Raw genomic sequence first — 26,125 nt, 5'->3', positions numbered from 1 at the left:
CATGTTTTGCCGCTAAGCCCCACGTAACCAGGCGAACCTGGCTTCTCCAAGATCCAGCAGCCTCCATTCATCCCCCCCAACTAGCTGACCCAATTTATTCTTTTTTCTGCATGTCGTGCTGATCCCATGGCAACCATGGCAGCCCCTGTCGAAGAGCAAGGCGCATCCGTTCTTCCGGGAGTCTTTGATAGCCATAGACCCGTAAGCCAAAACTATGCAGCATAATGCTTGCCGCTCTGCTGCAACTCAGCTCGGCATCATATTCACGTTCCAGAAAGGTTTGAAACAAGGACTCTATTTCTGCAAGTTTGCGTACCGCATGGGCATATAACTCGTTGCCCTCTCCGGCCAGTTCAAGCTGAGTTTTGACAAGAAAACAGCTTTTAAAATCATTATGGCCAGCCTCTTCCACGAATTGATCCAGATGCCTGCAGATCCCCTCCCCCACGCTTGGCGCGCTCTCAAGCGTTTTGCGAATTCGACTGAGCCCTTTTTGGGCATACCTCTCCAGCGCCTGCTTGAACAGCGCCTCTTTATTTCCAAAAGAATAGTAAAGGGAGCCGGGCTTTAACCCCGTTACAGCAACAACGAGCTGCATGGACGCCCCGCTGAATCCACGACTCCAGAAAAGATCAATGGCCTTGTCGATTATTTCTTCCCTGTCAAATTGAGCCTTTGCCATTCTTCATCCTTGTGCTTTTCCTTTAATCTTACACTAACCGAAAGCAAAAACAATTTTTCGCCCCAGAACTTGAACAATCATTCAAAATATTATTGACACCTTCGCTTTCACCCTGTAACTTTAATGACCGTTCAAGTTAAAAACAAGCTGATTAAGCACACTTCAATCGTTTTGACCCATGCTATGCCCCTCACAACGATGTAGACTCACCAATTCAAATCCCATGAGGAAAGACAATGCACGAAGATAGATTGAATATTCTTTGGACCAACAGCGACCCGGTGACCTCGGAATTAATGGTCCTGATGTATGCCCATAACGCTCTGCTCCATAAATGTTGGAAACAGGTCAGGGTCATTCTCTGGGGAGCGGCAACGAAATTGGTAGCCGAAGATACACACATTCAGCACCTCATAAAGGCGGCCCAAAAAGAAGGCGTCTGTTTCAGTGCGTGTATTGCCTGCGCCAAGCAACTCAATGTGAAGAACGAGCTTGAACGACTCTCTATTGAGGTCAAGTCGTGGGGAATCCCGCTGACCGAGCTGATCAAAAACGATGAAAAACTGATCACTATTTAGGCGGAGCAAACCTTGCTTATGCACGGACTAGATCAAATCAAATCAGTCAAGAAAAACACTGCAGCGCACACGGTACCAAAAATGAAACAGTTGGTGGTCGGTATTTCCGGAAGCCCCGTTCAAAACTCCAATACAGACCGGCTGGTCCAAAAGGTATTGCAGCACACCGGTTTGGAGAACGTATTTTTCAAATTATCCGATAACACTATACAGCCCTGTAGGGCCTGTCTTGGTTGCGTGCGCGATAATGAGTGCAAAGTGCGGGACGATTTCCAAAAGCTCGCGGCTCAAATTAAAGTTGCCGGGGCTCTCGTTGTTGGCGGCTATCCGCCCTACGGATCATTGGACGCATTTACCAAAGCCTTTTTGGAACGCATGTTTTCTCTACGACATTGCAAAGGACTGAATCGGGGCAAGCTGGCTGTTACAGTTATAACAGGCAACGGCAGAGGAACGCCTGGAGTTGATATAGCCAGCACACAGCTGCAAACAGCGTTAACCCACGAAGGGATGGAAGTCATTGGCCAGCTCAAAGCAACAGGGAACGTGAAATGCGTCTCCTGTGGCCAACTGACCACCTGCCCCATGAGCGCCTTGTCACGAATTTTTAATAACAATCCAGAGTCTGCCCCCACCGACTACTGTCGGGTGGAAAACCAAGTAGAGACATGGCAAAAGGCTCAGGATCTTGGGGAGGAAATAGGTCGCAGACTTCTACGGCAATAAATGCAAACTGTGGTCCTGCTTCAGGAGACACCGGTTGAGCGCCAATTTTACGAGTACCACGAGAAACTTTTGCACTGCCGCGAGGAGTGGAGCGGAACAACAAATGAATTAATTAAAAAATCTTTGTCTCATTAAGAGCATACGCTGTTCAGTGACCACCCGCCGTCACGGATTCAGATGTATGACAAAGCCTGATCATAGAGGGAGACGTATCGCTTCGACTTTCGCCCCCCTCTTTTAAATAAAGTGCGCCACCAGAAACCCCCCGCGTTGCTCATCTCCCAGAATCGACCACATCATACATGATCATGGCGGCGATCACGGTCCAGCCGACAGTATGAAACATTATGTTCCCCACCGGATCAAGAACATCAGCAATGGTATTGAGTACAGCACTCACCAAAAACACGGTACCTAAAAGCATTAACATACTAAGCACATGGGTCGCGATGATCAGTGCTCTGCTGTCGAGTTCATTGTAACTGTACGAGGTCCAGAACTGGCAGATGCAGGTCCAGACCACCGGAATAGCCACAAAAAAAAGCAAGAGATTCTCTTCATCAGGAAGCCGGTAATTGAGATGAAACTCAAAAACCCAAACCCCAAGGAAAAAAATCAGCAGATCTCGGACAACGACAAATTTTCTCATAATTTATTGCTCAGACGCAGTTTGCTCTCAAGGTTGGGTAGAGGTGTCGACTTCGACGCATATTCCGGACCTGACAACCCCAGGAGATATTTGTCCCCTACAGCTTTGTCCGTTTCCGTATAACAAGGGATCAATCCTCCCCCACTCTCCCAAACTGGCATTCTCAAAACATTCCTTTCGATTTTATCAGGACCGGGGAAAAATTAACTGTCGTTCTTTTCATCTGGCGCCCACGACTCGGCCCTCTGGGCGCCCAACTTCTTGCATCAGGCTACAGAATGCACAATTTTTTTCGGAACCGCCCTCGCTCATCTGATGTCACACTTTCGACAATTTCGTCCTTCTTTTTTGTCATTCCTCCCTCAAGGGCTATCTTTTACAGAGCAAGCCCCAAAGAGTAATTTTAAATATAACTAATATTACGAGTCAGTTACTCTATTTTTTATAAAAAATAGCGACTGGCATCTATATTGTTTAAACTATACCGAAAGGGAATCGTCGTTTCTCCAAGGATACTATTCGATAATTCAAGATTCCCAAAAGAGCATCATGCTCCCAAATTTCTCCCCAAGAGGTGCCCATGGTCACAATGCAACGTAAAAAAGAATCCAATCGTCAATCTTTTAACCAGGAACAGTATAATCTACTCATGGAGTGTTCTGCAAAACACGACATGACAGCATGGAATACGTTTCGAGCAGAGAACCCGGAACAGCCAATTTTACTCCGCAATGCATGTCTGGAAAAAGCCTATCTTCGAGGAGCGGATCTGCATAAAGCAGATTTGAGCGGTGCAAGCCTACGTGGGACGGATCTAAGCGGAGAAAAACGCGCTGATTTCAGCCGCAAGTGGGCTGATTTAAGTGAGGCCGATATGAGCAGAGCTGATCTCTGCGGAACAGATTTCCGCGGAGCAAATCTCAGTGGAGCAAATTTCTCCCAGGCATACCTCTTTTACACCAATCTCAGCTGGACGAACCTCAGCGGAGCAAATTTCAACAAAGCGGATCTCTGGGCGATGCTCTATGAGGCCACTCTGGTGTCCGTTGATCTTGACCAGGCACATCGACGGTTGTACCAATTCACCAGAGTGGGCTCCAAGTATGAAAACCAAAAACTCGCCGCCCCTATTTTGCGTGTCCTCCGTCCTAACAGTGGAGAAAAATTCATGCCTAAACAACAGAGCGATATTACCCCAGAGACAGCTCTAACGCTCGCTGTCTGAGAGTTGTCACCTCCGCCCCGCACTATCCGGCCTGAAGGAGCTACAGACAGCCAGTAAGGTTCCCTTGACCAACACACTTCAAAGCGCAGCACCCGCTTGAAGAATATTGTGCACACCATGAAGTAACGGTGCTCGTCAACCACACAAGCAATACATACGCGCTGAATGAAGCGTACACTCTGTGTAGAGTGGAACGCTTTTTAAGCGCGTCCCTTTTTTTCAGGGTACGTTGAACCGTGAGCATCCATCGGGGCGGCGGGGTGAAACTGGATAAAAAAACATTCTTTTCAATAAATCCCTGTTTACTCAAGAGGATAAACCTCCAGCATGCACAAGCCGTCACGAATACAGGTACTGGTTATGGCTCGATAGCACTATTGCATCGACCACCTCCGACCCCAGCGTCCCGAACGCTGTGCTTTTTGCTGATTCAGCAACGTACCAAACAGCACCCCATACGCACCAAGCAAAAAAAAAGTCCTCGCACCTCATTGAGGCTACAAGGACTTTTGAAATTTGGCGGAGAAACAGGGATTCGAACCCTGGGTGGAGTTGCCCCCACAACGGTTTTCGAGACCGTCCCGTTCAACCACTCCGGCACTTCTCCGTGTGGCGTTATTGATACCGTTTTCCGTGGCATGCGTCAACACTTCCATGAGCAAACACCTGAATCCGTGACGGCGGATGGGCACTGATGAATGCTCACGGATTCAGGAAACAATCAACAGAGGAAGAGCCTACTATGTGAGCAACCTGTTTATGGAGAGGGTCACTCCAGAGGACGATGCCTTGTTCCCTCCTTGATCGCCTCCTTTCCATGGAGCTGTTGACTTTGTTCCAGCGGCTGGGTAAGAATGAGCATTCAGCATTTCACCTGATTCACGGATTCAGGTTTTTTCAAGGAGCAACCATGTTTTTCAACGGCTTGCAGTCAAAATGTCTCTCTTTCTTCGTCCTCATCCTCGCAATTTTCTGCCTGACTGGCTGCAGTGGCCTCTACGGGTTGAAGGAGGATCCCAAAATTTCCCTTGCCGACATTCGTATCCAGGAAGTCAAGGCGCTGGAGGGAATTTTCCTCATCAAGCTGCGCATTCTCAATCCCAATGATGTGGCCATTGACCTGCGCGGGGTTAACTGTGATCTCGAAATTAACAAACGTCATTTTGCAAGCGGCGTAGGTGACAGCAGCCAGACGGTGCCTGCCTATGGCACTGCTATCATCCCGGTTGAAGTCTACGCCTCGGTGCTGGATCTGATTTCATCCGTATCTGATCTTATGCATTCCGCTGGCAAGCTCCCCAGTAAAGACCACCCCCTCCCCTACACCCTCCGAGGTTTTGTTCGCGTCGGACTCCACGGTTTCAGTAAAGAAATCCCCTTCACCTCAACAGGCGAACTCTCGCTTAAGGGGCTCAATAAAAGTTAAACACCCCTTTCTTCGAATCGTCAGGTCCGGAAGGCCGGAAGAGCGCCCCATAACCCGTGCGCATTCATTGGTGCTTTAGTTTCGTTGTTCGTAGCACGCCATCACGGATGCAGGTACACCATATTTGTATTGACAGGTTCAGAGGTTGCAATAGAGTACAGCCCTTTATGATCAGATTTGTGGAGGCATTACCATGTTGAGCGCGCAACAGGGACGTACACTGGTTCGCTTGGCCAGGCAGAGCATTGAGCAGCATTTGGGAAAGACTCCAAGCCATCCCGTCAGTGACGAAGAACTCAATCAGCCCGCATTTACAGAAAAACAGGGAGTGTTCGTCACCCTGCACAAGGGGGACAACCTCCGTGGCTGTATAGGCAGCCTGATTGGGGTGGAATCCATTGTCGATGGCATCAAACGCAATGCCCTGAATGCCGCCTTTCATGACTTCCGTTTCTCTCCGCTCACGGAAGAGGAGTTGCCTCTACTCCATGTGGAAATTTCGGTGCTGACAGAGCCCGCGCCGCTTCCCTACGAGCGGGCTGAGGATCTCCTCACTCTGCTCACTCCCCATCAGGACGGGGTGATTTTGGAGGGGCCGGGACAGGCACGCGCGACCTTTCTTCCCCAGGTCTGGCAGCAATTACCCGGTGTTGAGCAGTTTCTTGAGCATCTCTGCCGCAAAGCGGGCCTGGATGCGTTCAATTGGCGCAGAGGAGAAGTACGCATATCAACCTATCAGGTGCAATCCTTTGAAGAGCCGCCTGAATCCGTAACGGCTAATGATCATTGAACAATACAACTTGTGCCTCTCCAGAAACGATGTTCTTGGACAGACACTAACGAACCAATATCTATGAAAGAACTGTTTTTGCCCCCGGAACTCTCCTGTGAGATTGGGGAAATATACGAATCCATGGTCGCTGATTACGATGAGGTCGCCCAAGCTATTGGCCTCACCTGTATGGGATGCCCCGACAACTGCTGTGACTCCTACTTTCTCCACTATACCTACTGCGAATGGGCATATCTCTGGGAGGGTATCCGCAAGCTCGACGATGCCCAGATCGATCGTATTGTCAAACGCTCCCGAGATTATGTGGAACAAAGCCGTGCCATGATCGCCCGGCAGGAACGACCGCAAATCATGTGCCCTCTTTGCGATGATGGGCTCTGCTCGGTGTACAGTCATCGTCTGCTGGTTTGCCGTACCCACGGCGTACCTGCAACCCTGACCCGCCCGGATGGCAAACAGATGCGTTTTCCCGGCTGTTTCAGATGCCAGGAAATCGTCCAGGAAAAATATAAGCAGGAAACCGATGCTCCGGCCATGGAACGCACTGTCCTCTTTCAGCGATTAGCGCAACTGGAAGCACGTTTTCTAGGTGACCGACGGGGAAAAGTGCCCCGTATCAAGCAGACCATCGCCGAAATGATCGTCAATGGGCCACCCAAGGATATTAAATAACACATAAAGACCGACGGGGAATGATCCCCAAAAAACAGATACATTATGGATACCACCGTACAGCAGGCTCTTACGACCATTCTTGACGGCGGCCAGATCGATTGGGCCACAGCAACCGCTTTGCTCTCAGCTGACAAGAACGATCTTTATCAGGCAGCGGATCAGATCCGCAGCCATTTCCATGGCAATCATTTTGATCTCTGTTCCATCATTAACGCCAAAAGCGGCAACTGCACCGAAAACTGTCGGTTCTGTGCGCAATCCGCTCGCCATCACACCGGCGTTGACACCTACACCGCCATCCCTGAAGAGGAAGCCCTGGCCCAGGCCAAGGACAACGACCAGCACGGGGTGCATCGGCTCTCGCTGGTGACCAGTGGCCGCAGTCTTTCGCCTGAAACAGTGGCAGAGCTGACCCATCTCTATAAAAAAATCGAGGAGTCGACCTCCCTGGTGTTCTGCGCCTCAGCCGGTTTTCTTGATGAGCAGATTGTCTCAGCCCTTTATGCCGCAGGCGTGCGCCGCTACCATTGCAATCTGGAGGCATCAAAAAATTACTTTCCCAAGGTCTGCACCACCCATACCTGGGAAGAAAAAGTCGAGACCCTGAAACTGGCCCGGGCTACAGGCATGAGTCTCTGCTCAGGCGGTATTATCGGTATGGGCGAGGCCATGGAAGACCGATTGGATATGGCCTTTGAGCTGCGCGAACTTGAGGTGCTCTCCATTCCGATCAACATTCTCACCGCCATCGAAGGGACACCGCTAGCCGAACTCAAACCACTGACCACCGATGAGGTGCTAACCACAGTGGCGCTCTATCGATTCATTAATCCCCTGGCCGTGATTCGTATGGCAGGTGGGCGCCAGCAACTGGGTCAGGATCAGTACCGCTGTTTCGCCTCCGGGGCGAACGGCGCCATTGTCGGGAACTATCTCACCACCAGCGGCTCGGGTATTAAAGGTGATCTGGAACAGCTCAGCGCACTTGGTTACACCTTTGAGCGGAGCTGAGCCATGAGCACAGAAGATCTGCTCCAGTTCGACCGGGACCATCTCTGGCATCCCTACACCTCCACCACGCAACCGCTGCCGGTCTATCCGGTGGCCTCGGCATCCGGAGTCCGTTTTACCCTCGCCGATGGCCGAGAGCTGATTGACGGCATGTCCTCCTGGTGGTGCGCGGTTCACGGCTACAGCCATCCCAAAATAGTGGCGGCGATTCGGGAACAGGGCGAGCGCATGGCCCATATCATGTTTGGCGGTATCACCCACCAACCCGCGGTGGAGCTGGGTCGCTTGCTGGTTGAGCTCTCTCCAGAACCGCTTGATAAGGTCTTTCTCTGCGACTCCGGCTCGGTCTCGGTGGAGGTGGCATTAAAGATGGCCCTCCAGTTCCAGCAGGCCGCAGGCCGCCCGAAAAAGCACCGGCTGCTCACCGTACGTGGTGGCTACCACGGGGATACGTACCACGCCATGTCCGTCTGCGACCCGGTTACCGGAATGCACACCCTCTTTGAAGGATCGCTGCCCAGCCAGTTTTTTGCGCCCCGCCCCAACTGCCGCTTTCACGAAACCTGGGATCCCACAGACCTGGATGCTGTCCGGACGATCCTTGAAGAGAACCACGAAGAGATCGCCGCCTTCATCATCGAGCCCATTGTCCAGGGTGCCGGGGGGATGTGGTTTTACCACCCCGAGTATCTGCGGGGCCTACGGAGGATCTGTGATCAGTACCAAATCCTGCTCATCTTTGACGAGATTGCCACCGGCTTTGGCCGTACCGGCAAACTCTTTGCCGCAGAGCATGCCGGAACTTCACCGGATATCATGTGTGTGGGCAAAGCCATCACCGGCGGCACCATGACCTTGGCCGCCACCCTGGCAACCACCGAGGTGGCCACCACCATCTCCAATGCACCTCCCGGTGTATTCATGCACGGGCCCACCTTTATGGGTAATCCTCTGGCCTGCCATGTGGGCTGTGCCTCGATCAAGCTGCTTTTGGAAAACAACTGGCAACAGCGGGTGGAGACAATCAGTGCTCAGCTTCAAAGAGAGCTGGAACCCGCTCACGAGCTTTTTAATGTGGCCGATGTCCGTGTTTTAGGGGCCATTGGTGTCATTGAAACCAAAGAACCGGTGGATATGGCTGTGATGCAACGGTTCTTTGTTGAACAGGGAGTCTGGATTCGTCCCTTTGGCCGCATGCTCTATGTGATGCCGCCTTTTATCATCGAGCCCGAAGACCTCTCCCGCCTAACGAGCGCCCTGATTCAGGCGGCTGATATGGTTTAAGTCAAGGTCTTGCCAATGAAACGGGAACTGATCAATAAATCTGTGCTTCTTGTATTGGTGCTGAGTATCTCGGCCCTGTTTCTGGACATGATCCGTCAGTTCCTGATGCCCATGTTCATGGCGGGTATTTTTTCCGCCATGCTCCGCCCGACACATCGATGGCTGACGTGTAAAGTCGGCGGGCGGCACAACCTGGCCTCCATCCTCGTTTTACTGGGTATGATCATTCTGGTTTTAGCCCCCCTCTCTCTTTTGATCGGGGTAGTGGTCAGCCAGGCGCTCAGCGTCAGTCAGTCTGTGACGCCCTGGGTGCAGACCTTTATCAATGAACCCACGTCCCTCTCCACCTACCTGGAAAAGCTGCCGTTCTATGATCAAATCCTGCCCTATCGGGCGGTGATTATAGAACGAGCCGGTCAGGTGGTGGGCAACATCTCCACCTTTTTAATCAACAGTCTCTCCTCGGTGACCAAGCTCACTGTCAACGCTGTCTTCAGCAGCGTGATTATGCTCTATGTGATGTTTTACTTTCTCACCATGGGGGAGATTCTGCTGACCAAAATTCTCTATTTCCTCCCCCTCCATGATAGGGATGAACGCTTGCTGTTGCGGCGCTTCACCTCGGTCACCAAGGCGACCTTAAAGGGGACACTGATTATTGGCGCCCTTCAGGGCTCGATTTGTGGTATCGCCTTTGCCCTGGCTGGGATCCAGGGACCGGTCTTCTGGGGCACGATCATGGCAGTCATGTCCATTATCCCTGCCTTTGGGACCGCCATCGTCTGGGGCCCGGCACTGATTATTCTGCTGCTCAAGGGAAATTTTGTCGGGGTGGGCATTCTTGGTGTTCTCTGCGGTGGCGTAGCCGGCAACCTCGACAACCTGATTCGACCACGGTTGGTGGGGAAAGATACAGAGATGCACGATCTTTTTGTCCTCTTCGGCACGCTTGGTGGCATCTCCATGTTTGGTATTTTGGGCATCATCATCGGACCAATAGTGGCGGCGCTTTTTATCACCATCTGGGAAATTTATGGCAAGGCCTTCGAGGCCTATCTTCCCGATGTCGGCCCCTTATTCTCACACCCTGAAAATAAGGAAGAGAAGGAAACATTTCTCCCGGATCCCGACCTTGACTCCTCACCTGCTCCTTCTTCCCCATCCCAGGAGCCTCCACAAAAGCCAAAACAGTCCCACCAATCCGAGGAAGCGGAAGGGAAAAAAAGTTGAACTTCAGTTTTTTCTTCAGTAAAACGGGGTGATTGACATACACCTAGTCAGATGACTTCCAGGCTCTACCTTTCTGTTCGAGCCTGAGCAAATCTTCTTATTTTTTATATTCTCTTCCTGGAGGCACGATGAGCGAAGAAACTCGACTGAAAAACACCGGTCTGCGCGGTGTCACCGTTGCCGATTCTGCGATTAGTTTTATTGACGGCGAAAAAGGCGTGTTGATTTACCGGGGCTATCGAATCGAAGATCTGGCCGACCGCTCCTCCTTCATGGAAACCGCTTTTCTTCTCCTCTTTGGAACCCTGCCATCAAACGAACAGTTGGCGGGTTTCACCCAAGAGGTCAAAGACAACCGCACAGTGCCTGATTTTATTATCGAAAGCATGCAACAATGGCCCAAAGATGCGCGGCCTATGGATGTACTGCAAGCGACAGTGCCCATGCTGGCCATGGCCGACAGCCAATCCGATGTCTTGGACCGTGATCTCTGCCTGAAAAAATCCATCGCTCTGATTGCCAAGCTACCGACACTGGTGGCGGCCTGGCACCGGATTCGTCACGATCAGCCTGTCCTGGCACCGGATCCTGAGCTTGATCACGCAGGCAACTTTCTCTGGATGTTGCATGGTGAAAAGCCGACCGAGGCTACCGCTCGTGATCTGGATGTCTGCCTGATTCTCCACGCCGACCATACCTTCAATGCCTCCACCTTTGCCGCCCGCGAGGTGGTCTCCACCCGAGCAAGCCTCTATTCCGGTGTAGCTGCGGGGTTGGGTGCCCTTTCCGGTAGCCTGCACGGTGGTGCCAATGCCAAAGTTATGGAAATGCTTTTGAAACTGGAAAATGAAGCCGATGTGGAAGGCTGGGTGAAAAAACAGCTGAGCGATGGAGACCGCATCATGGGCATGGGCCATGCCATTTATAAAACCGGCGACCCCAGAGCGGCCTATCTCAAGAAAATGGGGCAACGACTGGGGGAGGAAACCGGCGGTAAATGGGCCTCAATTTCCAAACGGATCGAAGAAACAGCCCTGGCGATCTTTGCCAAACGTGGCAAGACCACCATTTTACCCAATGTCGATTTCAACTCTGCTCCGGTCTACTACCTCATGGGCATTCCCACCGACCTGATGACCCCGATTTTCGCTATTTCCCGCGTCTCCGGCTGGTGTGCCCATATTATTGAAGAGCAATTTGCCGATGCGCAAGGGAAACCGGCCCTTTACCGCCCGCAAGCCCAGTATGTGGGCGAGTATTGCGGACTCATGGGCTGTGAGTATTCTCCCATGGACTCAAGAAAGTAAACATTGCTCAATCACTGGCTGCTTATCATCGATTGCGGACTGGAAAAAAGAGAGGCTTTGGCCGGGATGGAATCCATCCTTGCCAAAGCCTTTTTTATTGATTACCAGGCCACCGCGCTCAGATCCACCTTCTTCTCGGCAATCAATCGTAAACAGGCATCCACACTCTCGGAATGATAGAGTACTCCGCGTCCGGAACGGATCTCTTCAAGCGCCGTATCCATACCAAGGGAGGGCCTGTACGGTCGATGGGAACTCATGGCCTCAACCACATCGGCAACCGTCAGAATCTTGGCTTCCAAAAGGATATCTTTATCTGTCAGACCACGTGGGTAGCCTGACCCATCAAGATGCTCATGGTGCTGATAGACGATATCGGCAACCGGCCAGGGGAAGGGTATATCTTTGAGTATCTCATACCCGACCTCCGTATGGCACCTGATAATAGCTCGCTCCTGGGCAGAAAGCCGAGACGGTTTGGCCAGATACTCCGAAGGAAGCGAGATCTTGCCGATATCATGAAGCAGAGCCGCAAAATGGAGTCCCTCGATTTGTTTTTCCGGCAACCCCAGTTCTCTGGCAATGGCACAGGCCAGCATATCTACCCGCAACTGGTGTCCCGCGGTATAGGGATCTCGTTTTTCAGCAGCCAGAGCCAGAGATTTGACCGTCTCTTCCAGGCTGGTGTGCAGCTCATCCCGGCTTTTTTCCAAGGCCTGAATGGCCTCCTTACGATCGGAGATATCCCGGGCAATACCACGATAGCCCATGAACTCTTTCTGATCATTAAAGACCGGCACCCCGTTTTTCTCAATAACTACCACATGTCCGTCTGAGGTCTGGCAGACGGTTTCAAAACTTTTAAACGGTTTACGAGAACCGATCAGTTTTTGAAAAAGACGGCTGGTTCGCTCGACCTCTTTGACTGTGACCAGATCTTCCAGGTGTTTACCAATAATCTCCTCCGCCTCAAAGCCCAACAACTCCTTCACCTTAGGGCTACAGTAAATATAGGCTCCATCCTTATCTATCTCCCAGATCCAGTCACTGGTGGTCTCAACCAACGAACGAAAACGGGCGTTGCTCTCCTCAAGGGCAGTGAGGAGCCGCTCCCGCTCCTCCCAGATGATACGCCGTACTCGATCTGCGAGCACAGTGTGGCGAATGATATAAAAGGCGAGAAAAGCATTGATCAGAAGAATAACCGAGGCAATGGCGTTAAGCTGTTTGGCTATGACCCCAATCTCTACATTGACATCCTCAATATACAGCCCGGTGCCGATGACCCACCCCCAGGGCGAGAACCCTTTGACATACGATATTTTGGGCACGATCTTTTGCGGATCATCCTGCCACTGAAAAAGATATTCCACATAACCAGCCCCCTGCTCCTTAACAACCCGGACAAACTCATCAAGCAGGTTCTTGCCGGTGGGATAGCGAAAATCCGGAACAATATCCCCTCGCAGATCAGGACGATAGGGATGAATCACAATCAACCCCTGCATGTCGTTGATCCAAAAATAATCTTTGTTCCCCGAGCCATAGCGCAACGAGCCAATAATGCGTAGGGCTTCTTTTTTTGCTTTGGTTTCTGTAATTTCCCCAGCCTGGGCCATCTGCTCATAGGTGGTGACCAGATCATAGACGATCTCCACCATTTCCCGGAGCATATCCCGCTTCTTGGCAAGTAAATTTTCTTTAAACGAAGGGAGAATGATGACAAAGATGGCCGTGACAAAGAGGAGAATGGTCAGCAAGGCCGGCAAGGCGATTCTGATGGAGATGGCGTGGGCGTATTTACGTTTTTTTTGCTTCTCCACGAAGACTCCGCACACTATGAAGGTAGGCTCGCCCGAATAATAGAAGCTCAGACGGATGTACACGTTGAAAACGCTTTCTTTTTCTCACCTTAACTGCTTGGCAGTTGATGAGCAAGGGGTCTTAGAGAAAACATCCTGCTGAACCGCTGAAAAATCTTGGTATTTTTCGAAGATATTGTTCCTCGCCACGTGCTCCTGTATCCTCTTCTCGTGGCAGTTTGTATACGCCCCCCGTGATTTTCCATCTATCGGAAACGACTTTCTCGCGAGATGCAACAGGGTGATTTTTCGCTTGACTTTCGCTATTCAATCTTGTTCTTTTACATATATTCTGCTTCAACACTTGTACAATCTGAGTTGATGCAGACATACACCTTGTAGCCCATGCACACTCGCACCAGCATCGTGGAGTACAAGGTGAACATATTTCAGGTTCCTCTTTGAGGACGAACAGGGAACTCCGTGAGAATCGGAGACGGGCCCGCCGCTGTAACCGGGGACAAAGGCCACAGCAACGTCACTGACATACTGTTGGGAAGACGTGGCCAGCGAATGAACCGGAAGTCAGAATACCTGCCTGAAATGCTACTACCGCTCCCCGCGGATCCGGGAGCAGGTAACGATACGTGGATAGACCAGGGCATCCCCGGATCATAGCATGATATGATCCGGGGATTTTTTTTTGGACTGCACACACCTGCATGTTCCCGGATCAACGCTAGCCCGGATTTCTCATGAACAAACTGAGGAGAAATCAGGGCTAGGGGAAGCCGGTGCACTGACACTGCTCCGATTTCCCAGGAAGAACAGCCCCTGCCCCAGCAGGGTGCAGTGGCAGCCTCTGCCACAGGATCTTTTTGCCATGTCCGGGCTCGTGGCGGTAATACCGTTTGCCGGCGATATTACCGTCCCAGGCCTCTCCCATCTCCCCCGCCATCTCCTCTCGTCCTAAAAAAGACTGCGGCCCCCCTCTTGATGAAACGGTGCACTTTTTTCAGCCAAAAAATTTCTTTTCTCCGATGGTGGCTGCTCACTCTTTCTCATCCTGTCCTGAATCTCTTCTGAGAAGCGTACCAGTAAGGAAAAAGGTATTGATTCTCGATTCAATACGGGAAACAATTTGAACAATGTTTCGTTCATTACATTTTTGGATTATTCGAATAACTACTTGAATTTCTATAATGAGAACGCAATAATACATTCAAATCTGCTGACTCACCTACCCCTACCTCGTTAAGGAGGAGCATGATGACCGACCCCAAGACCACAACACTTAGTCACCACATTCAGGCTGTCAAAAAAGGTGAGCGTGTTTTTGAGAACGCCTTTCAGAGCGTCAGCCGAATGATATTGGAAAAGGACATCAACAAGGTCACGGTCAACGGCAAAACCACCTTCGATTTCACCATCTTTCGAGAGGGCAAAAAGCATATCATCGGCATGTACGATGAAATCAACTCCTTTGTCTCCTTTGTCAAGGATGCCTCCCAAGGCGGCTCCTCCAAGGAGATGGCTTTTGTCCTTGTTGGCGAGCCGGGAAACGGAAAGACCTTTTTGGTGGAGTACCTCTGCAACCTCTACCGCAACTTTCTTGCCCAGCCCAAAAATCGCAAATACACCATCCGCTTTAAGGGCCTTGATCAGATAGGGACCTACGGCGCTATCAAAACCATTGAGTCGCAGACCTATGAAGACCCCATGGTGCTGGCGCTGAACCTCTTTGAAACCAAGGAAGAGTCCCTGCAGTACCTGGCCAAAAAGTTCAAGGTCAGCGACGCCATGGCGGAGGAGTGGATGGAGAACTACCGTCCCCTTGGCGCCTGCTCCGCCTATATCTGGAACGATCTGCGGGAGCTAGCTGGCGGCAAGGTCGAGGATATGCTCAAAAACATCGAGATCGTCCCGGTTCCCCTGGTGGAGAGCCTGGGCACGGTGACGGGCAAGTATCCGGCCAAGGACAAAATTACCAGTTCTGCGGTGGATCTTCTGGGTGAAGAGTCGATTCAACGGCTTTTGCATATCACCGACACCAACAACCCCTACCGATTCGATCTTCGACGCGGTGCCCTGGCTCGCGTAGCGGGCGGTGGTATCCACTTCAGCGATGAGATCTATAAAAACAAGAAAGATCTGGTACAGGTCTACCTGGGCATTATTCAGAACAGGACCATTGAGATCGATGGCTATCGCTGGCCCATTGACAGTCTGATCATTGCCACCAGCAACAACTCCGAGTTCAACCGCTTTCTGGCGGAGAAGGAAGAGGCACCGATCATCGACCGTTGTCGTATCTGCTATGTTTCCCATAACACAGATTACAAGCAGCAGTACGACCTGACCGCCTACGCCATCGGTAATGAGTCCAAAACCACCCTTACCGGCAACGTCATGCATCAGGACCCCAACCTTGTTTATGCAGCCTCGGTTGGTGTGGTTCTGACTCGTCTGCCTCGCTCAGAGAAGCTGACCCCGGTGGAGACCATGAAGCTGGCAGCAGGTGAAGTGGCCGGTGAAAAGAGTCTCAAAACCCTCTCCGAGGTCATTGACACGCTAAATCAAGAGCATGATATTACCAAACGCTTTGGCCAAAAGGGACTGGGCCAGCGAAATCTGGGGCGAACCATTCAGCTTATGCTGGAAAGTTCAGAGACCAACGAAGGCAAATGCATGTTTGCCTACGATGTCTTCACCGCCCTGGAACGGGTTATTCTTGACTATGTCTCGGAGGCAGGTGACCGGGCCAAGTTTCTCGATGATCTCAAGATTGCCAAGGGCTTGTACCGTGAACGGATCATGACCGAGATGTTCAACGCCTACATGGATGAACCCCTGGCTATCCGCAAAGACGTGCTCAACTACGTTAACATGATTATTGGCATCGATGCGGAGAATCTGGGCGTGGATCGTATGTGGAAATATAAAAATCCACAAACCGGAGAGTTGGTGGCCCTGAAGATAGACGAGCGCTACATCGATTCGGTGGAGGCCTGCCTGGGGCTGAAGGTACGCGAGCAGAAAGACTCCTTCCGCACCTCGATCCGTAAGATCTATGGCCAGAAGATATCGCTGGATCCGGATTACGATTTCATGGACAATCTGGAACTCGTCAAGGCGGTCACCGATGTACGGTTGAAATCGGATATCGCCGGCGCAGGCAGCCTGATTGGCGCCCTGGCCAACCGCACCAACGAGGAGAATCAAAAGCTCTATGACCGCATGGTCGACACCATGCTCAACAAACTGGGCTACTGCGTGACCTGTGCACAAAAGACTATTGAATACTTCTGCACCCAGGTGGATGAAAACTAATCCGTGTCCATCCAGTAACGGTTGTATTGTTTAAGCACGGTCAAGACCTCCAAAAAGCTCGCATGAGCGCGGAGCAATGATGAAAAAGTTGCGACAACTTTATAAACAGTTGCAAGCCAAGGGGCTTTCTGAGGAGCAACGGCGGGTCATCGAGCACGAGATGGCGCTCGCTGAGTTCACCGGAGCCCCGCACCAGGCGCACAGGATGCGCCCCTCCATGCCCTTAACCCGCTCACTCTACAGCTACGCTGACGCCGAAATACTGAGCCAGGCCATGGCTTCACCGCTGATGTCCATGGTGGCTGCCCAGTCTCTGGATCATCTTCTCCAGCGGGATCTGCAACGGGAAAAGGACGGATTTCCCCGAAAAATCAGGGTGGGTAAACTGGTCAAGCCAGGCCGGGACGGCGATGACAAAGTGGTGGTCATCCCCACCACCGTAGAAGAAAAGCTGATCCACGATAAGATCAACGAAGAAGAGGAAGAGGGGGAAGGAGGCGAAGGCCAGGAGCAGGGAGAAGGCGGTTCCGGAGAAGGCGAGGAAGGAGAGGTTATCGGCGAGCAGCCGGTTCGTGAAGAACAGGCCGGAGGAGGCTCAGGCCCTGGGCAGGGGAAGGGGGGCGCCCATGAACTGGAGTCCACCGTCTATGACCTTGGCCGGGTACTCACTGAGCAGTTTGCCCTGCCCAACCTGCGGGACAAGGGCAAAAAACGCTCACTCACCCGCTATGCCTATGACCTTACCGATAAGAACCGTGGTTTTGGCCAAATCCTGGATAAAAAGGCGACTCTCAAACAGGTCATCCAGACCAACATTGCCCTGGGGAAAATTCAGGCAGGCTCCCTGCCCGATGCCCAGTCTCTGATGGTGACGCCCAAGGACCGTGTCTTTCGCATTCTTTCCAAGGAGCTTGATTACGAGGCCCAGGCAGTGGTCTTTTTTGTCCGGGACTACTCAGGTTCCATGGCGGGCAAGCCAACCGAGATTGTGGTCAACCAGCACGTGCTGATTTACGCCTGGCTCACCTACCAGTACCAGAATCAGGTGGAAACACGATTTATTCTCCATGATACCGAAGCCCGTGAGGTGGAAAATTTCCAGCACTATTACCAGATGCAGGTCGCTGGAGGGACTCAGGTGAGCTCTGCCTACCAGCTGGTCAACAAGATTGTGAAAGAGGAGGAGTTGGACCGGGATTATTCCATCTATATCTTTCATGGCACCGATGGAGACGACTGGGACACCTACGGCGAAGAATCCCTTCCCGAGCTGGAAAAAATGCTGGGGTATGCCAGCCGTATCGGCGTGACCATTGCCGAAAATGGCCTGGATGGCAGCCGTCGGACCGAGGTGGAAAAATACCTGACCAAATCGGGGCTGCTGGAGTCCAAGAAAGACCTGCTGCGGCTGGACGTTATGTCCAAAGATAGCAATGAGGCGCGGCTTATAGAAGGTATCAAATATTTAATATCGTAACAGGGGCGGACCTCCTGATAGATGGTGGACTATGGAACTGATCAGTCAGCATGCCAAACGCATCATGGAGGGGTGCAAGGACCGGGCTCGCCAGGCCGGGTTGCGCTTCGAAGACGAGACCCTCGAGTATGTCGTCACCAACCGGGACATGCTCGAACTCGGCCCCAAGGTCATGATTCCCACCCTGTATGATTACTGGGTGCAGGAGGTCGAGATCTTACGGGAACAGGGTCGCTATGAACTCTACCCCAGCAATCCCTATGAAACGGTGATTAACACCAGACCACCGATTTCCTACTATAACGACAACAATCCCGACTGGTTGAACGTGATGATTTTTTATCATGTTATCGGCCACATCGATTTTTTTCAGAACAATCTTTTTTTCCGCCACACCTGGGATTACGACTTCACGGGCCGAGCCCTGGCCGATAAACGACTTATTGCCAAGCTGCGTTCGGAGCATGGCCGCTGGGTCGACTACGTGATCGAATTTGCCCGCACCATCGATAACCTGGTAGGCTACTTTGATATCCTTGAAGAAAGCGGCAAAAAGAGCAAAAAAGAGCAGCCGAGTCTGCTCGATTATTACTTTGATGTCTTTCTCCAACATGGTGCTCGATCGGCAGTCTCCAGTTACTCACGTGAGATAGAGCGTTACAACAAACTTTTGCGGGAGCACCCCGAAGATGGTGAGCTGCGTTTTCTGAAACGCATTACCGAAAAATACAGCGAGCTTGAATCCCTTTACGCTCGGAGTCTCAAGGAAACAAAACCCGTTGGCCGTACCGATCTCCTTGAATTTCTCATGGAGTACTCTCCCTTTCTTAAAACCGAAAAAAACCGTTGGATGCTCATGGTGCTTGAGGTTATCCGCTCAACCTCACTCTATTTCCAGCCCCAGATACGCACAAAAATCCTCAACGAAGGCTGGGCCTCCTACTGGCATGATACGCTCTTTCTTCAGGATGATCGGATCAAAGGGCATGAGGTGGATTATGCCATTGTCAACGCCAAGGTGACTTCCATGCCGCGGGTAGGCCTGAACCCCTATGCCCTGGGGATGCGGCTTTTTCAGTATCTGGAAAACAAGGCGGAAAAGGGCCGCACCGGGCTTGAGTACTTCATGACCCAGGATCGGGAACAACGCAAAAATTACGATGAGGCCACTGGTAAGGGGCGGGAGTATATCTATCACATCCGCGAGAACTACTGTGATTCGATGTATATCAACGCTTTTATTGATCAGGATTTCGTTGATCAACATAAACTCTTTGTGGTGGGCAAGCGGCTCAACAAGGAACGAATGAGCTGGGAGTATTACGTCAAAAGCCGTAAGGCCGAAGCGTACAAAGCCATGGTGGCCGACAGCCTCTATCACCCTCCCCGCATTGAAGTGACCGTGGCGGAAAACAACGCCCTGGTGCTCAATCATATTTTTGAAGGCAAGCCACTGTTGAAAGATTTTATTCAGGGCGTTTTGCTTGGGGTGGAATACCTCTGGGGTGAAGAGGTCCATCTGTATACCTCGGTACCGATTCCGATGAAGGCAAGCCGAGATATCGATGGTCAGTTACGGGAAGAGACCCCAAAACGAACCATTCAATGGAAGCGATTTCGTTACACCATGAAAGACAGGACCCTGTCGCGAACGCTGGTGGAATAATCCTGCATTGAATTCAGCAATAGACTGCGGCAACCAGAACCAGGAAGGTGATCATGGGCGAATTGACCAAAGCCTTGAATACCCTGCAACAACATAAGGGCGATTGTTTTCGCCAGGCGGAACTGTCGTTTGATGAATTTTTAGGCGAGGTGATCAAGCGACCGGAACGCAACATTCGCAATGTTATCCAGGTCTATGCCGACATGATCCATCATTATGTTCAAGATGGTCATGACGAATACAGCAATGACCCGGAATCCATCAACTACCTCAATTACGACTGTAGCAAGCTCTTTGTCGAGGGCTCAGATCGTCCTTTTTTTGCTGACCGCCTCTTTGCCAACCGCCTTCTGCGCCACGTGGAATCACTGTTGGTCGGCGATCAGCAGAATAAGATCTATATTTTTGACGGCCCCCACGGAAGCGGCAAATCGACCTTTCTCAATAATTTCCTGAGAAAATTTGAAGAGTACGCGAACACTCCAGAAGGATCACGCTATGAGGTAGTCTGGCGCCTGCGTGCACCGGATCTGGTTGGTGGGGTGCACTCTATGGCCGGTCTTGCCGGAAAAATCTCCCAACTTCTCAGTGAAGAGGTCAACAGCGAGGTGGAAGGCAGTCTCACCGCCTCTGAGGGGAAGGACCACTGGCTAACCCTGCCCTGCCCAAGTCATGACCATCCACTTTTGCTCATTCCCAAAGAGATCCGTCGCCAATTTCTTAATGAGCTCTTGGATAATGCGGTCTTTAAAGATCAACTCTTTAACGAAAAAAAATATGAATGGGTCTTTCGCGACGAACCCTGCACCATCTGCGCGGCCCTCTATCAGGAACTTTTAAAAAAATCCGGAGATCCGCTGGAGGTACTCAAATCCGTTTTTGCCCGCCCCTATCGGTTTAACCGCCGCCTGGGAACAGGGATCTCTGTGTTTAATCCCGGCGATCGACGCTCACAGCGCAATATCCGTACCGACGATACTGTACAGCGTACCCTTAACGCACTCTTTGCGCCCTCAGGTAAGGTGCCCTTCCTTTATTCGGGCTATGCCAAGGTCAACAACGGCATCTATGCACTCATGGATGTCAAATCACACAACACAGAACGCCTCATGGACCTGCACAACATCATCAGTGATGGGGTGCACAAGGTCGATCATATTGAGGAACGGGTTAACTCCCTCTTTGTCGCCCTGATGAATCCCGAGGATAAGAAAGTGCTGACCAACCTGGCTGCCTTCTCGGATCGGATTGAGTATATCAACACGCCCTATGTTCTTGATATCAAGACCGAGGTTGAAATTTATCGGGAGGTATTCGGCAAGCACATCGATGAATCCTTTCTCCCCAGGGTGCTGCACAACTTTGCCCGGGTCATCATCGCCACACGCCTGCGCATCAAGTCAGATGCCATGCTTGAATGGATCCAGGATCCGGAAAAATACGAAATTTACTGCGACGCCAATCTGCAGCTGCTGAAGATGGAAATCTATACCGGCTACATTCCCGCCTGGCTTGAGGAGGAGGACGTGGAGCGGTTTAACTCGAAAAGACGTCTAAAAATCATCGCCGAGTCGGAACAGGATGGCTGGCAGGGGTTGTCCGGTCGGGATTCCATTCGCATGTTCAACGAGTTTTATTCCATGTATGCCCGGGATGACAAACTCATTGATATGTCCATGCTGGGGATATTTTTCCGCAAGTACTGCAAAAAGGATAAGACCATCCTGCCTATGGGGTTCCTGGACTCTCTCCTGCGCATGTACAACTATACCGTCTTGCAGTCGGTCAAAGAGTCCCTCTATTACTACAACGAGGAGCAAATCAGCCGAGACATCCAAAATTATATGTTCGCGGTCAACTTTGAGGTGGGCACCTCGGAGATCTGCCGTTTCACCGGCCAACGGCTGGAAATAAGCGAGGCCTATTTTGAACGTATCGAGTCACGCCTTATGGTCTCCCCGTACGATGCATCCTCTTTTCGCGCTTCGGTGCAGCGGGCCTATACCAGCTCCACCCTGACTCAGGAGATTCTGCGTGATGAGGTCCCGGTCACAAAAACCGCGCTCTACCTGCAACTCCGTGAGCGCTATATTCACAACCTCAAAGAAAAGGTGCTTGATCCCTTCCTGGATAATGAAAACTTCCGGCGGGCGGTCAAAGAATTTGATCAGGAATCGTTTAAAACCTACGACCAGAAGATTCAAAGCGATGTCCGCTTTATGATGAAAAACCTGCAGAAAAAATTCGGCTATACCCGTCAAGGAGCCAAAGAAATCTGCATCTACGTGATCGATAACAACCTGGCACGGATATTCACTGACCAGCTTCAGATTGGTCAATTTACGCCATAATCCGGAATCCGTGAGTTGCGCGGTGGGGAAAGGACCACACGGCGGATTCGTTTTTTGGGCAAGCAAAAAATGAATGCCGCTCCGGCGAGGAGACCAAAGTTTAATGGGAATCTTGAATAATTGCTTTTTCTGCCAATCTCTGCGTTATGCGAAAAATTTTATCCTCGGAGGTAAGCGAAGACTCCGATATCATGTATATGCCTGCGGTAAAATTTTTTGTATGCCTTGACCTTGATTGAAAAATCTAATTATTCAAGACACCCTAATGTGATTACCACCGAAGCTCAGCTCCAGTATTTGTTGCTGATCATGGCCGCGAAAAGACGCACTGTTCCTGGTAGGGTGGGCACGTTTTTTTGTGCCCACCGAAAGCCTTATCCTCTACAGAAGAGATCAAGCATAAAGCCATGAACCGGTAGGCAGAAAACAGCGCTCTGCCCACCCTACAGCAAGCGCATCGCCTTTATCTGGTTTTGGGATTTATGCTGAGCTGAGGTTTGGTGATAATCATAAAAAGAGGAGATATGCACTTGCGTTACTGACAAACGCCCTTCTTCTCCAAGAAAGCAAAATACTCCTCAACCGTTGGCAGCTTACCCAGAAGAGCAGTCAACGCGGTCAGCTCGGACGAACCAAGAAAGACTTGGGCCCCATCACCAAGGCGGTTGTCAAAATTCCTGGTCGAGGTGGACATGACCGTGGCCCCTGGCTGCACCCGTGCCTGGTTGCCCATACAGAGGCTGCAGCCGGGAATCTCCACCCGTCCGCCCACCTGGGCAAAGACACTCAAGCCTCCCTCTTTCTGCATCGCATCCCGATCCATCCGGGTCGAAGGTGCCAGCCATAACCGACTCACCGCGTAGGACTCACCCTGCAAGAGCTTGGATGCTGCCTGTAGATGGGAGAGATGGGTCATGCAGGAACCGATAAAAGCCTCATCAATGGCGGTACCCGCCACTTCACTCAGCGGTTTGACATCATCGGGATCGTTGGGACAGGCCAGCAGTGGTTCGCGCATCTCGGAGAGATCGATATCAATGACCGCCTTGTAGCTGGCCCCTTCATCCGCTTCAAGCAAGCTGGGGTTGCTCAACCAGGCTTTCAAGGCCGCCACCCTGCGCTCCAGCGCATCTTTATCTGCATAGCCGTCAGCAATCAACGATTCCAGAAGGGCCAGGTTCTCTTGCACATTGGCCACCACTTTCTCCACCGAGAGTTTCAGAGTACAGGCCGCGGCACTGCGTTCTGCAGAGGCATCGGAAAGCTCAAAGGCCTCCTCCACCCGCAGATCATCCACACCCTCGATTTCAAGGATGGTCCCGGCAAAAACGTTCTTTTTGCCCTTCTTGGCCACGGTAAGTAAGCCCTCTTTGATGGCAGCGTAGGGAATGGCATTCACCATATCGCGCACGGTTATGCCTGGGCGGCGTTTCCCGTGGAAACGAACCAGGACCGACTCCGGCATCTCCAGAGGCATAAAGCCAAGGGCTCCGGCAAAGGCGACCAGGCCGGAACCGGCGGGAAAAGAGATGCCCAAGGGAAAACGGGTATGCGAGTCACCGCCCGTGCCCACAGTATCCGGTACCAGCATCTTGTTGAGCCAGGAGTGAATAACTCCATCACCAGGTTTTAAGGCAACCCCACCACAGTCTGTGGAGGTCTCAGTCATGGTCTGCCAGCGGCCCAGGTCTGAGGCCTTGGGATAAGCAGCAGTATGACAAAACGACTGCATGAAGAGATCCGCCTTAAAACGTAGACAGGCCAGCTCGGCAATTTCCTGCATGGTCATTGGCCCGGTGGTATCCTGCGAGCCGACGGTGGTCATCTTGGGTTCACAGACCGTCCCAGGCAGCACACCTTTAAGCCCACAGGCCTGGCCAACCATTTTCTGAGCCAGAGTGTATGGTTGATCAGGTTTTGGCTCAGGATTCACCACTTCTTTAAAAATGGCAGGAAAGGACTTATTCAATGCGTCGCAGGCCCATTGAGTCAGCTTACGACCAATGATCAGGTTGAGCCGCCCTCCGGCACGATACTCATCAAGCAGGGTCAGAGGGGCAGGTTTAAGCTCAATGGCTGTTCCCTGCTCTGTTTGTAACGTCCATTGCTGCAAATCCAGGATCAAGCGCTCACCGGTGTTGATGGCCGTTACATCGGCTTCAATCGCCAGTACACCGGCATCCCGGGCCGTGGCATAAAAGATGGGCGCAATGATCCCCCCTAGAACCAAACCACCACGACGTTTGTTGGGGACGTTGGCAATGTCATCCCCCAGTAGCCAGCTCACGGAGTTAATGGCGGATTTACGTGAGGATCCGGTACCGACCACATCTCCGACAAAACCGACAGTCTCGCCTTTGGCCCGAAAATCGCTGATGGTCTCTCGCCCCTGAGGAAAGCGGGTCTTCCCAAAAAAGGTGGCATGCAGAGGAATATCCGCCCGGGACTGGGCCTGGTTGCCGGGAGAGAAATCGTCGGTATTAATCTCTCCTTCCACCTTGAAGGCGGTAAATGTCATCGTCGCCGGCAGCTCCGGGCTCCCCGTGAACCACTCGGCCCCGGCCCAGGACTCAAGCACTTCCTGAGCGGCAGGGTTGCTCTTGGCCAGCTTCACAACCTCATCAAAGGCTTCGTAAATTTTGGTCAACCCTTTCAATGCGTCTGCAGCCTGCCGGGCGAGGCCGGGTACCTGCAACAAACGAATGAGCGAGGTTACATTATAGCCGCCCCCCATCTGAGCGAGCATGGTCACCGCCTCTTCAGGCGAACATGCGGAGAGGCTCACCCGGCCCATTGCCACCTCTTCCAACCAGGCGGCTTTGACCTCGGCGGACTTGCTTACCCCGGGCTCGACACGATCGGCAAGAAGGGTCAGCAACTCAGCCGGGTCACCGCTGTCCTGCCCCAGAAGATTGATGATGTCTTTGGTTTGCTCTGCTGTCAGTGGCAGGGGGGGAATCCCCAGGAGGCTTCGTTCTTCAACGTCTTTCCGATACATCTCCAGCATGATTTGTCCTCTCTTTTACACGGGGGCCGATAAAAAATGGGCCGGTCGCCTTTGAAAAAAGCAGAACCGGCCCGTCAACTACCAAACAATTAGAAGGATTTGGTCAGTGTCGCCACAAAACGGCTGCCCTCGGGGCCATTCTCAACGCCATACTCCTGCAGATAACGTAGATTCACCTGGAACAGCATGGGCAAATAGAAAAAGTTTACCTCGGCACCGATGGTGTGTGCTTCCTTGTGCTGATCTGCGATAATATTTGCAGATGGCAAGTCATCACTGTCATCGGATAACTGCCAGTAGGAAGTGCCGGTAATACCGGGACGAATCATCCAGTTGTTGGGCCGAAATTCCTTACCGATACCCCACTCAACGATAAGTTCCGAACCTGGGGTGATATCGGTGTCTTCTTGCTCACCATTCACCAGCGTTCGCGTAAGGACACTGGCAGACCAGGATTTCTGCTCATCAAAGTAGTAGGAGGCTCCCAAGGTCATGAGACCGGACCAGTAACCAAGGCCGGGTGAAGCCGGTTCGTCGCTCTCATAATGGCCGGTGGGCATGACAAAGCCCAGGCCAAAGGTCACATCCCAGCGGGAGAGATGCCAGCCCAGAACAAAGGGTTCGACAATGATATCCCCCAGAGAAAATGAGTGAGAGTCGGACAAACCGATGACTGAAAAATCCTGATCAATCAGAGGAATGAGCACATCATAAAGATAGTCGGCGCCAAGAATTTTAATATCCGTTACATGAATAATCCGCTGCACGGAGGCAAAGACGTCTAGTACCATGTAACATTTAAAGTTTCGTAATTTTTAATCAGGTTGTATCATCATGGCAATCAAAGGAGGTTGCCATGGCACCGAGATATCGAGTCACCCTGACAGACGAGGAACGTAAGAATCT

Annotated in this window: 19 protein-coding genes, 1 tRNA gene and 1 riboswitch; of the genes, 14 read left to right on the top strand and 6 right to left on the bottom strand. The window is 51.7% G+C overall.

Going from position 1 to position 26,125, the window contains the following annotated elements; genetic code table 11:
* Nucleotides 1-94: 94 nt before the first annotated feature.
* Complete coding sequence (locus JWJ90_RS16960) at nucleotides 95-682, bottom strand: TetR/AcrR family transcriptional regulator (protein WP_205228401.1); 588 nt, start codon at nucleotides 680-682, stop codon at nucleotides 95-97.
* Nucleotides 683-918: 236 nt separating this feature from the next.
* Between JWJ90_RS16960 and JWJ90_RS16955 the strand changes: the two genes are divergently transcribed.
* A complete protein-coding gene (locus JWJ90_RS16955; RefSeq protein ID WP_205228400.1) occupies nucleotides 919-1,260 on the top strand; it encodes a DsrE family protein in 342 nt (113 codons plus the stop codon).
* An 18-nt stretch (nucleotides 1,261-1,278) separates the two neighbouring features.
* Nucleotides 1,279-1,986: a flavodoxin family protein gene (locus JWJ90_RS16950; RefSeq protein WP_240195004.1), complete on the top strand. Its 708-nt coding sequence runs from the start codon at nucleotides 1,279-1,281 to the stop codon at nucleotides 1,984-1,986.
* A 274-nt stretch (nucleotides 1,987-2,260) separates the two neighbouring features.
* On the opposite strand, the gene JWJ90_RS16945 is transcribed toward JWJ90_RS16950, so the two are convergent.
* A complete protein-coding gene (locus JWJ90_RS16945; RefSeq protein WP_205228399.1) occupies nucleotides 2,261-2,635 on the bottom strand; it encodes a hypothetical protein in 375 nt (124 codons plus the stop codon).
* Nucleotides 2,636-3,215: 580 nt separating this feature from the next.
* On the opposite strand from JWJ90_RS16945, the gene JWJ90_RS16940 reads away from it, so the two are divergent.
* Nucleotides 3,216-3,860 carry a pentapeptide repeat-containing protein gene (locus tag JWJ90_RS16940; RefSeq protein WP_205228398.1) on the top strand — a complete coding sequence of 215 codons (645 nt, stop codon included), beginning with the start codon at nucleotides 3,216-3,218 and terminating at the stop codon, nucleotides 3,858-3,860.
* A gap of 517 nt (nucleotides 3,861-4,377) precedes the next feature.
* Here JWJ90_RS16940 and JWJ90_RS16935 read toward each other — a convergent pair.
* Nucleotides 4,378-4,467 (bottom strand) — tRNA-Ser (locus JWJ90_RS16935).
* A 303-nt stretch (nucleotides 4,468-4,770) separates the two neighbouring features.
* Between JWJ90_RS16935 and JWJ90_RS16930 the strand changes: the two genes are divergently transcribed.
* From JWJ90_RS16930 to JWJ90_RS16900, 7 genes are all read left to right on the top strand, one after another.
* Nucleotides 4,771-5,286, top strand: coding sequence for an LEA/WHy family protein (locus tag JWJ90_RS16930; protein WP_205228397.1), 516 nt, complete (start codon nucleotides 4,771-4,773; stop codon nucleotides 5,284-5,286).
* Nucleotides 5,287-5,479: 193 nt separating this feature from the next.
* Nucleotides 5,480-6,076, top strand: a complete 597-nt coding sequence (gene amrA / locus JWJ90_RS16925) for an AmmeMemoRadiSam system protein A (RefSeq protein ID WP_205228396.1) — start codon at nucleotides 5,480-5,482, stop codon at nucleotides 6,074-6,076.
* Nucleotides 6,077-6,139: 63 nt separating this feature from the next.
* Entirely contained in the window at nucleotides 6,140-6,751 is a 612-nt protein-coding gene (locus JWJ90_RS16920) for a hypothetical protein (RefSeq protein ID WP_205228395.1), read from the top strand.
* 45 nt (nucleotides 6,752-6,796) lie between these two features.
* Entirely contained in the window at nucleotides 6,797-7,765 is a 969-nt protein-coding gene (bioB, locus tag JWJ90_RS16915) for a biotin synthase BioB (RefSeq protein WP_205228394.1), read from the top strand.
* A 3-nt stretch (nucleotides 7,766-7,768) separates the two neighbouring features.
* On the top strand, nucleotides 7,769-9,049 hold the full coding sequence (gene bioA, locus JWJ90_RS16910) for an adenosylmethionine--8-amino-7-oxononanoate transaminase (protein ID WP_205228393.1): 1,281 nt from the start codon (nucleotides 7,769-7,771) through the stop codon (nucleotides 9,047-9,049).
* A gap of 15 nt (nucleotides 9,050-9,064) precedes the next feature.
* On the top strand, nucleotides 9,065-10,279 hold the full coding sequence (locus JWJ90_RS16905) for an AI-2E family transporter (protein WP_205228392.1): 1,215 nt from the start codon (nucleotides 9,065-9,067) through the stop codon (nucleotides 10,277-10,279).
* 128 nt (nucleotides 10,280-10,407) lie between these two features.
* Nucleotides 10,408-11,586, top strand: a complete 1,179-nt coding sequence (locus tag JWJ90_RS16900) for a citrate/2-methylcitrate synthase (RefSeq protein WP_205228391.1) — start codon at nucleotides 10,408-10,410, stop codon at nucleotides 11,584-11,586.
* Nucleotides 11,587-11,687: 101 nt separating this feature from the next.
* Here JWJ90_RS16900 and JWJ90_RS16895 read toward each other — a convergent pair whose 3' ends face one another.
* The gene (locus JWJ90_RS16895) at nucleotides 11,688-13,409 is read right to left on the bottom strand and encodes a cache domain-containing protein (RefSeq protein ID WP_205228390.1); all 1,722 of its coding nucleotides are present in this window, start codon (nucleotides 13,407-13,409) and stop codon (nucleotides 11,688-11,690) included.
* Between the two features lie 413 nt (nucleotides 13,410-13,822).
* A riboswitch (cobalamin riboswitch) is annotated at nucleotides 13,823-14,004 on the top strand.
* A 653-nt stretch (nucleotides 14,005-14,657) separates the two neighbouring features.
* Between JWJ90_RS16895 and JWJ90_RS16890 the strand changes: the two genes are divergently transcribed.
* The 4 genes from JWJ90_RS16890 to JWJ90_RS16875 all read left to right on the top strand — a co-directional run bounded on the left by JWJ90_RS16890 (nucleotide 14,658) and on the right by JWJ90_RS16875 (nucleotide 22,212).
* A complete protein-coding gene (locus tag JWJ90_RS16890; RefSeq protein ID WP_205228426.1) occupies nucleotides 14,658-16,718 on the top strand; it encodes a serine protein kinase PrkA in 2,061 nt (686 codons plus the stop codon).
* 79 nt (nucleotides 16,719-16,797) lie between these two features.
* The gene (locus tag JWJ90_RS16885) at nucleotides 16,798-18,195 is read left to right on the top strand and encodes a DUF444 family protein (RefSeq protein WP_205228425.1); all 1,398 of its coding nucleotides are present in this window, start codon (nucleotides 16,798-16,800) and stop codon (nucleotides 18,193-18,195) included.
* A 31-nt stretch (nucleotides 18,196-18,226) separates the two neighbouring features.
* The gene (locus JWJ90_RS16880; protein WP_205228389.1) at nucleotides 18,227-19,861 is read left to right on the top strand and encodes a SpoVR family protein; all 1,635 of its coding nucleotides are present in this window, start codon (nucleotides 18,227-18,229) and stop codon (nucleotides 19,859-19,861) included.
* Nucleotides 19,862-19,914: 53 nt separating this feature from the next.
* Nucleotides 19,915-22,212 carry a serine protein kinase PrkA gene (locus JWJ90_RS16875; RefSeq protein WP_205228388.1) on the top strand — a complete coding sequence of 766 codons (2,298 nt, stop codon included), beginning with the start codon at nucleotides 19,915-19,917 and terminating at the stop codon, nucleotides 22,210-22,212.
* 535 nt (nucleotides 22,213-22,747) lie between these two features.
* Here JWJ90_RS16875 and JWJ90_RS16870 read toward each other — a convergent pair.
* The gene (locus tag JWJ90_RS16870) at nucleotides 22,748-25,219 is read right to left on the bottom strand and encodes a bifunctional aconitate hydratase 2/2-methylisocitrate dehydratase (RefSeq protein ID WP_205228387.1); all 2,472 of its coding nucleotides are present in this window, start codon (nucleotides 25,217-25,219) and stop codon (nucleotides 22,748-22,750) included.
* An 89-nt stretch (nucleotides 25,220-25,308) separates the two neighbouring features.
* Entirely contained in the window at nucleotides 25,309-26,010 is a 702-nt protein-coding gene (locus tag JWJ90_RS16865) for a SphA family protein (protein ID WP_205228386.1), read from the bottom strand.
* Between the last annotated feature and the right edge of the window lie 115 nt (nucleotides 26,011-26,125).

The organism is Desulfobulbus rhabdoformis, from assembly GCF_016919065.1.
Lineage (GTDB): Bacteria > Desulfobacterota > Desulfobulbia > Desulfobulbales > Desulfobulbaceae > Desulfobulbus > Desulfobulbus rhabdoformis.
The sequence above is the reverse complement of the archived record's forward strand: the minus strand, read 5'-3'. Positions and strand labels throughout refer to the sequence as shown.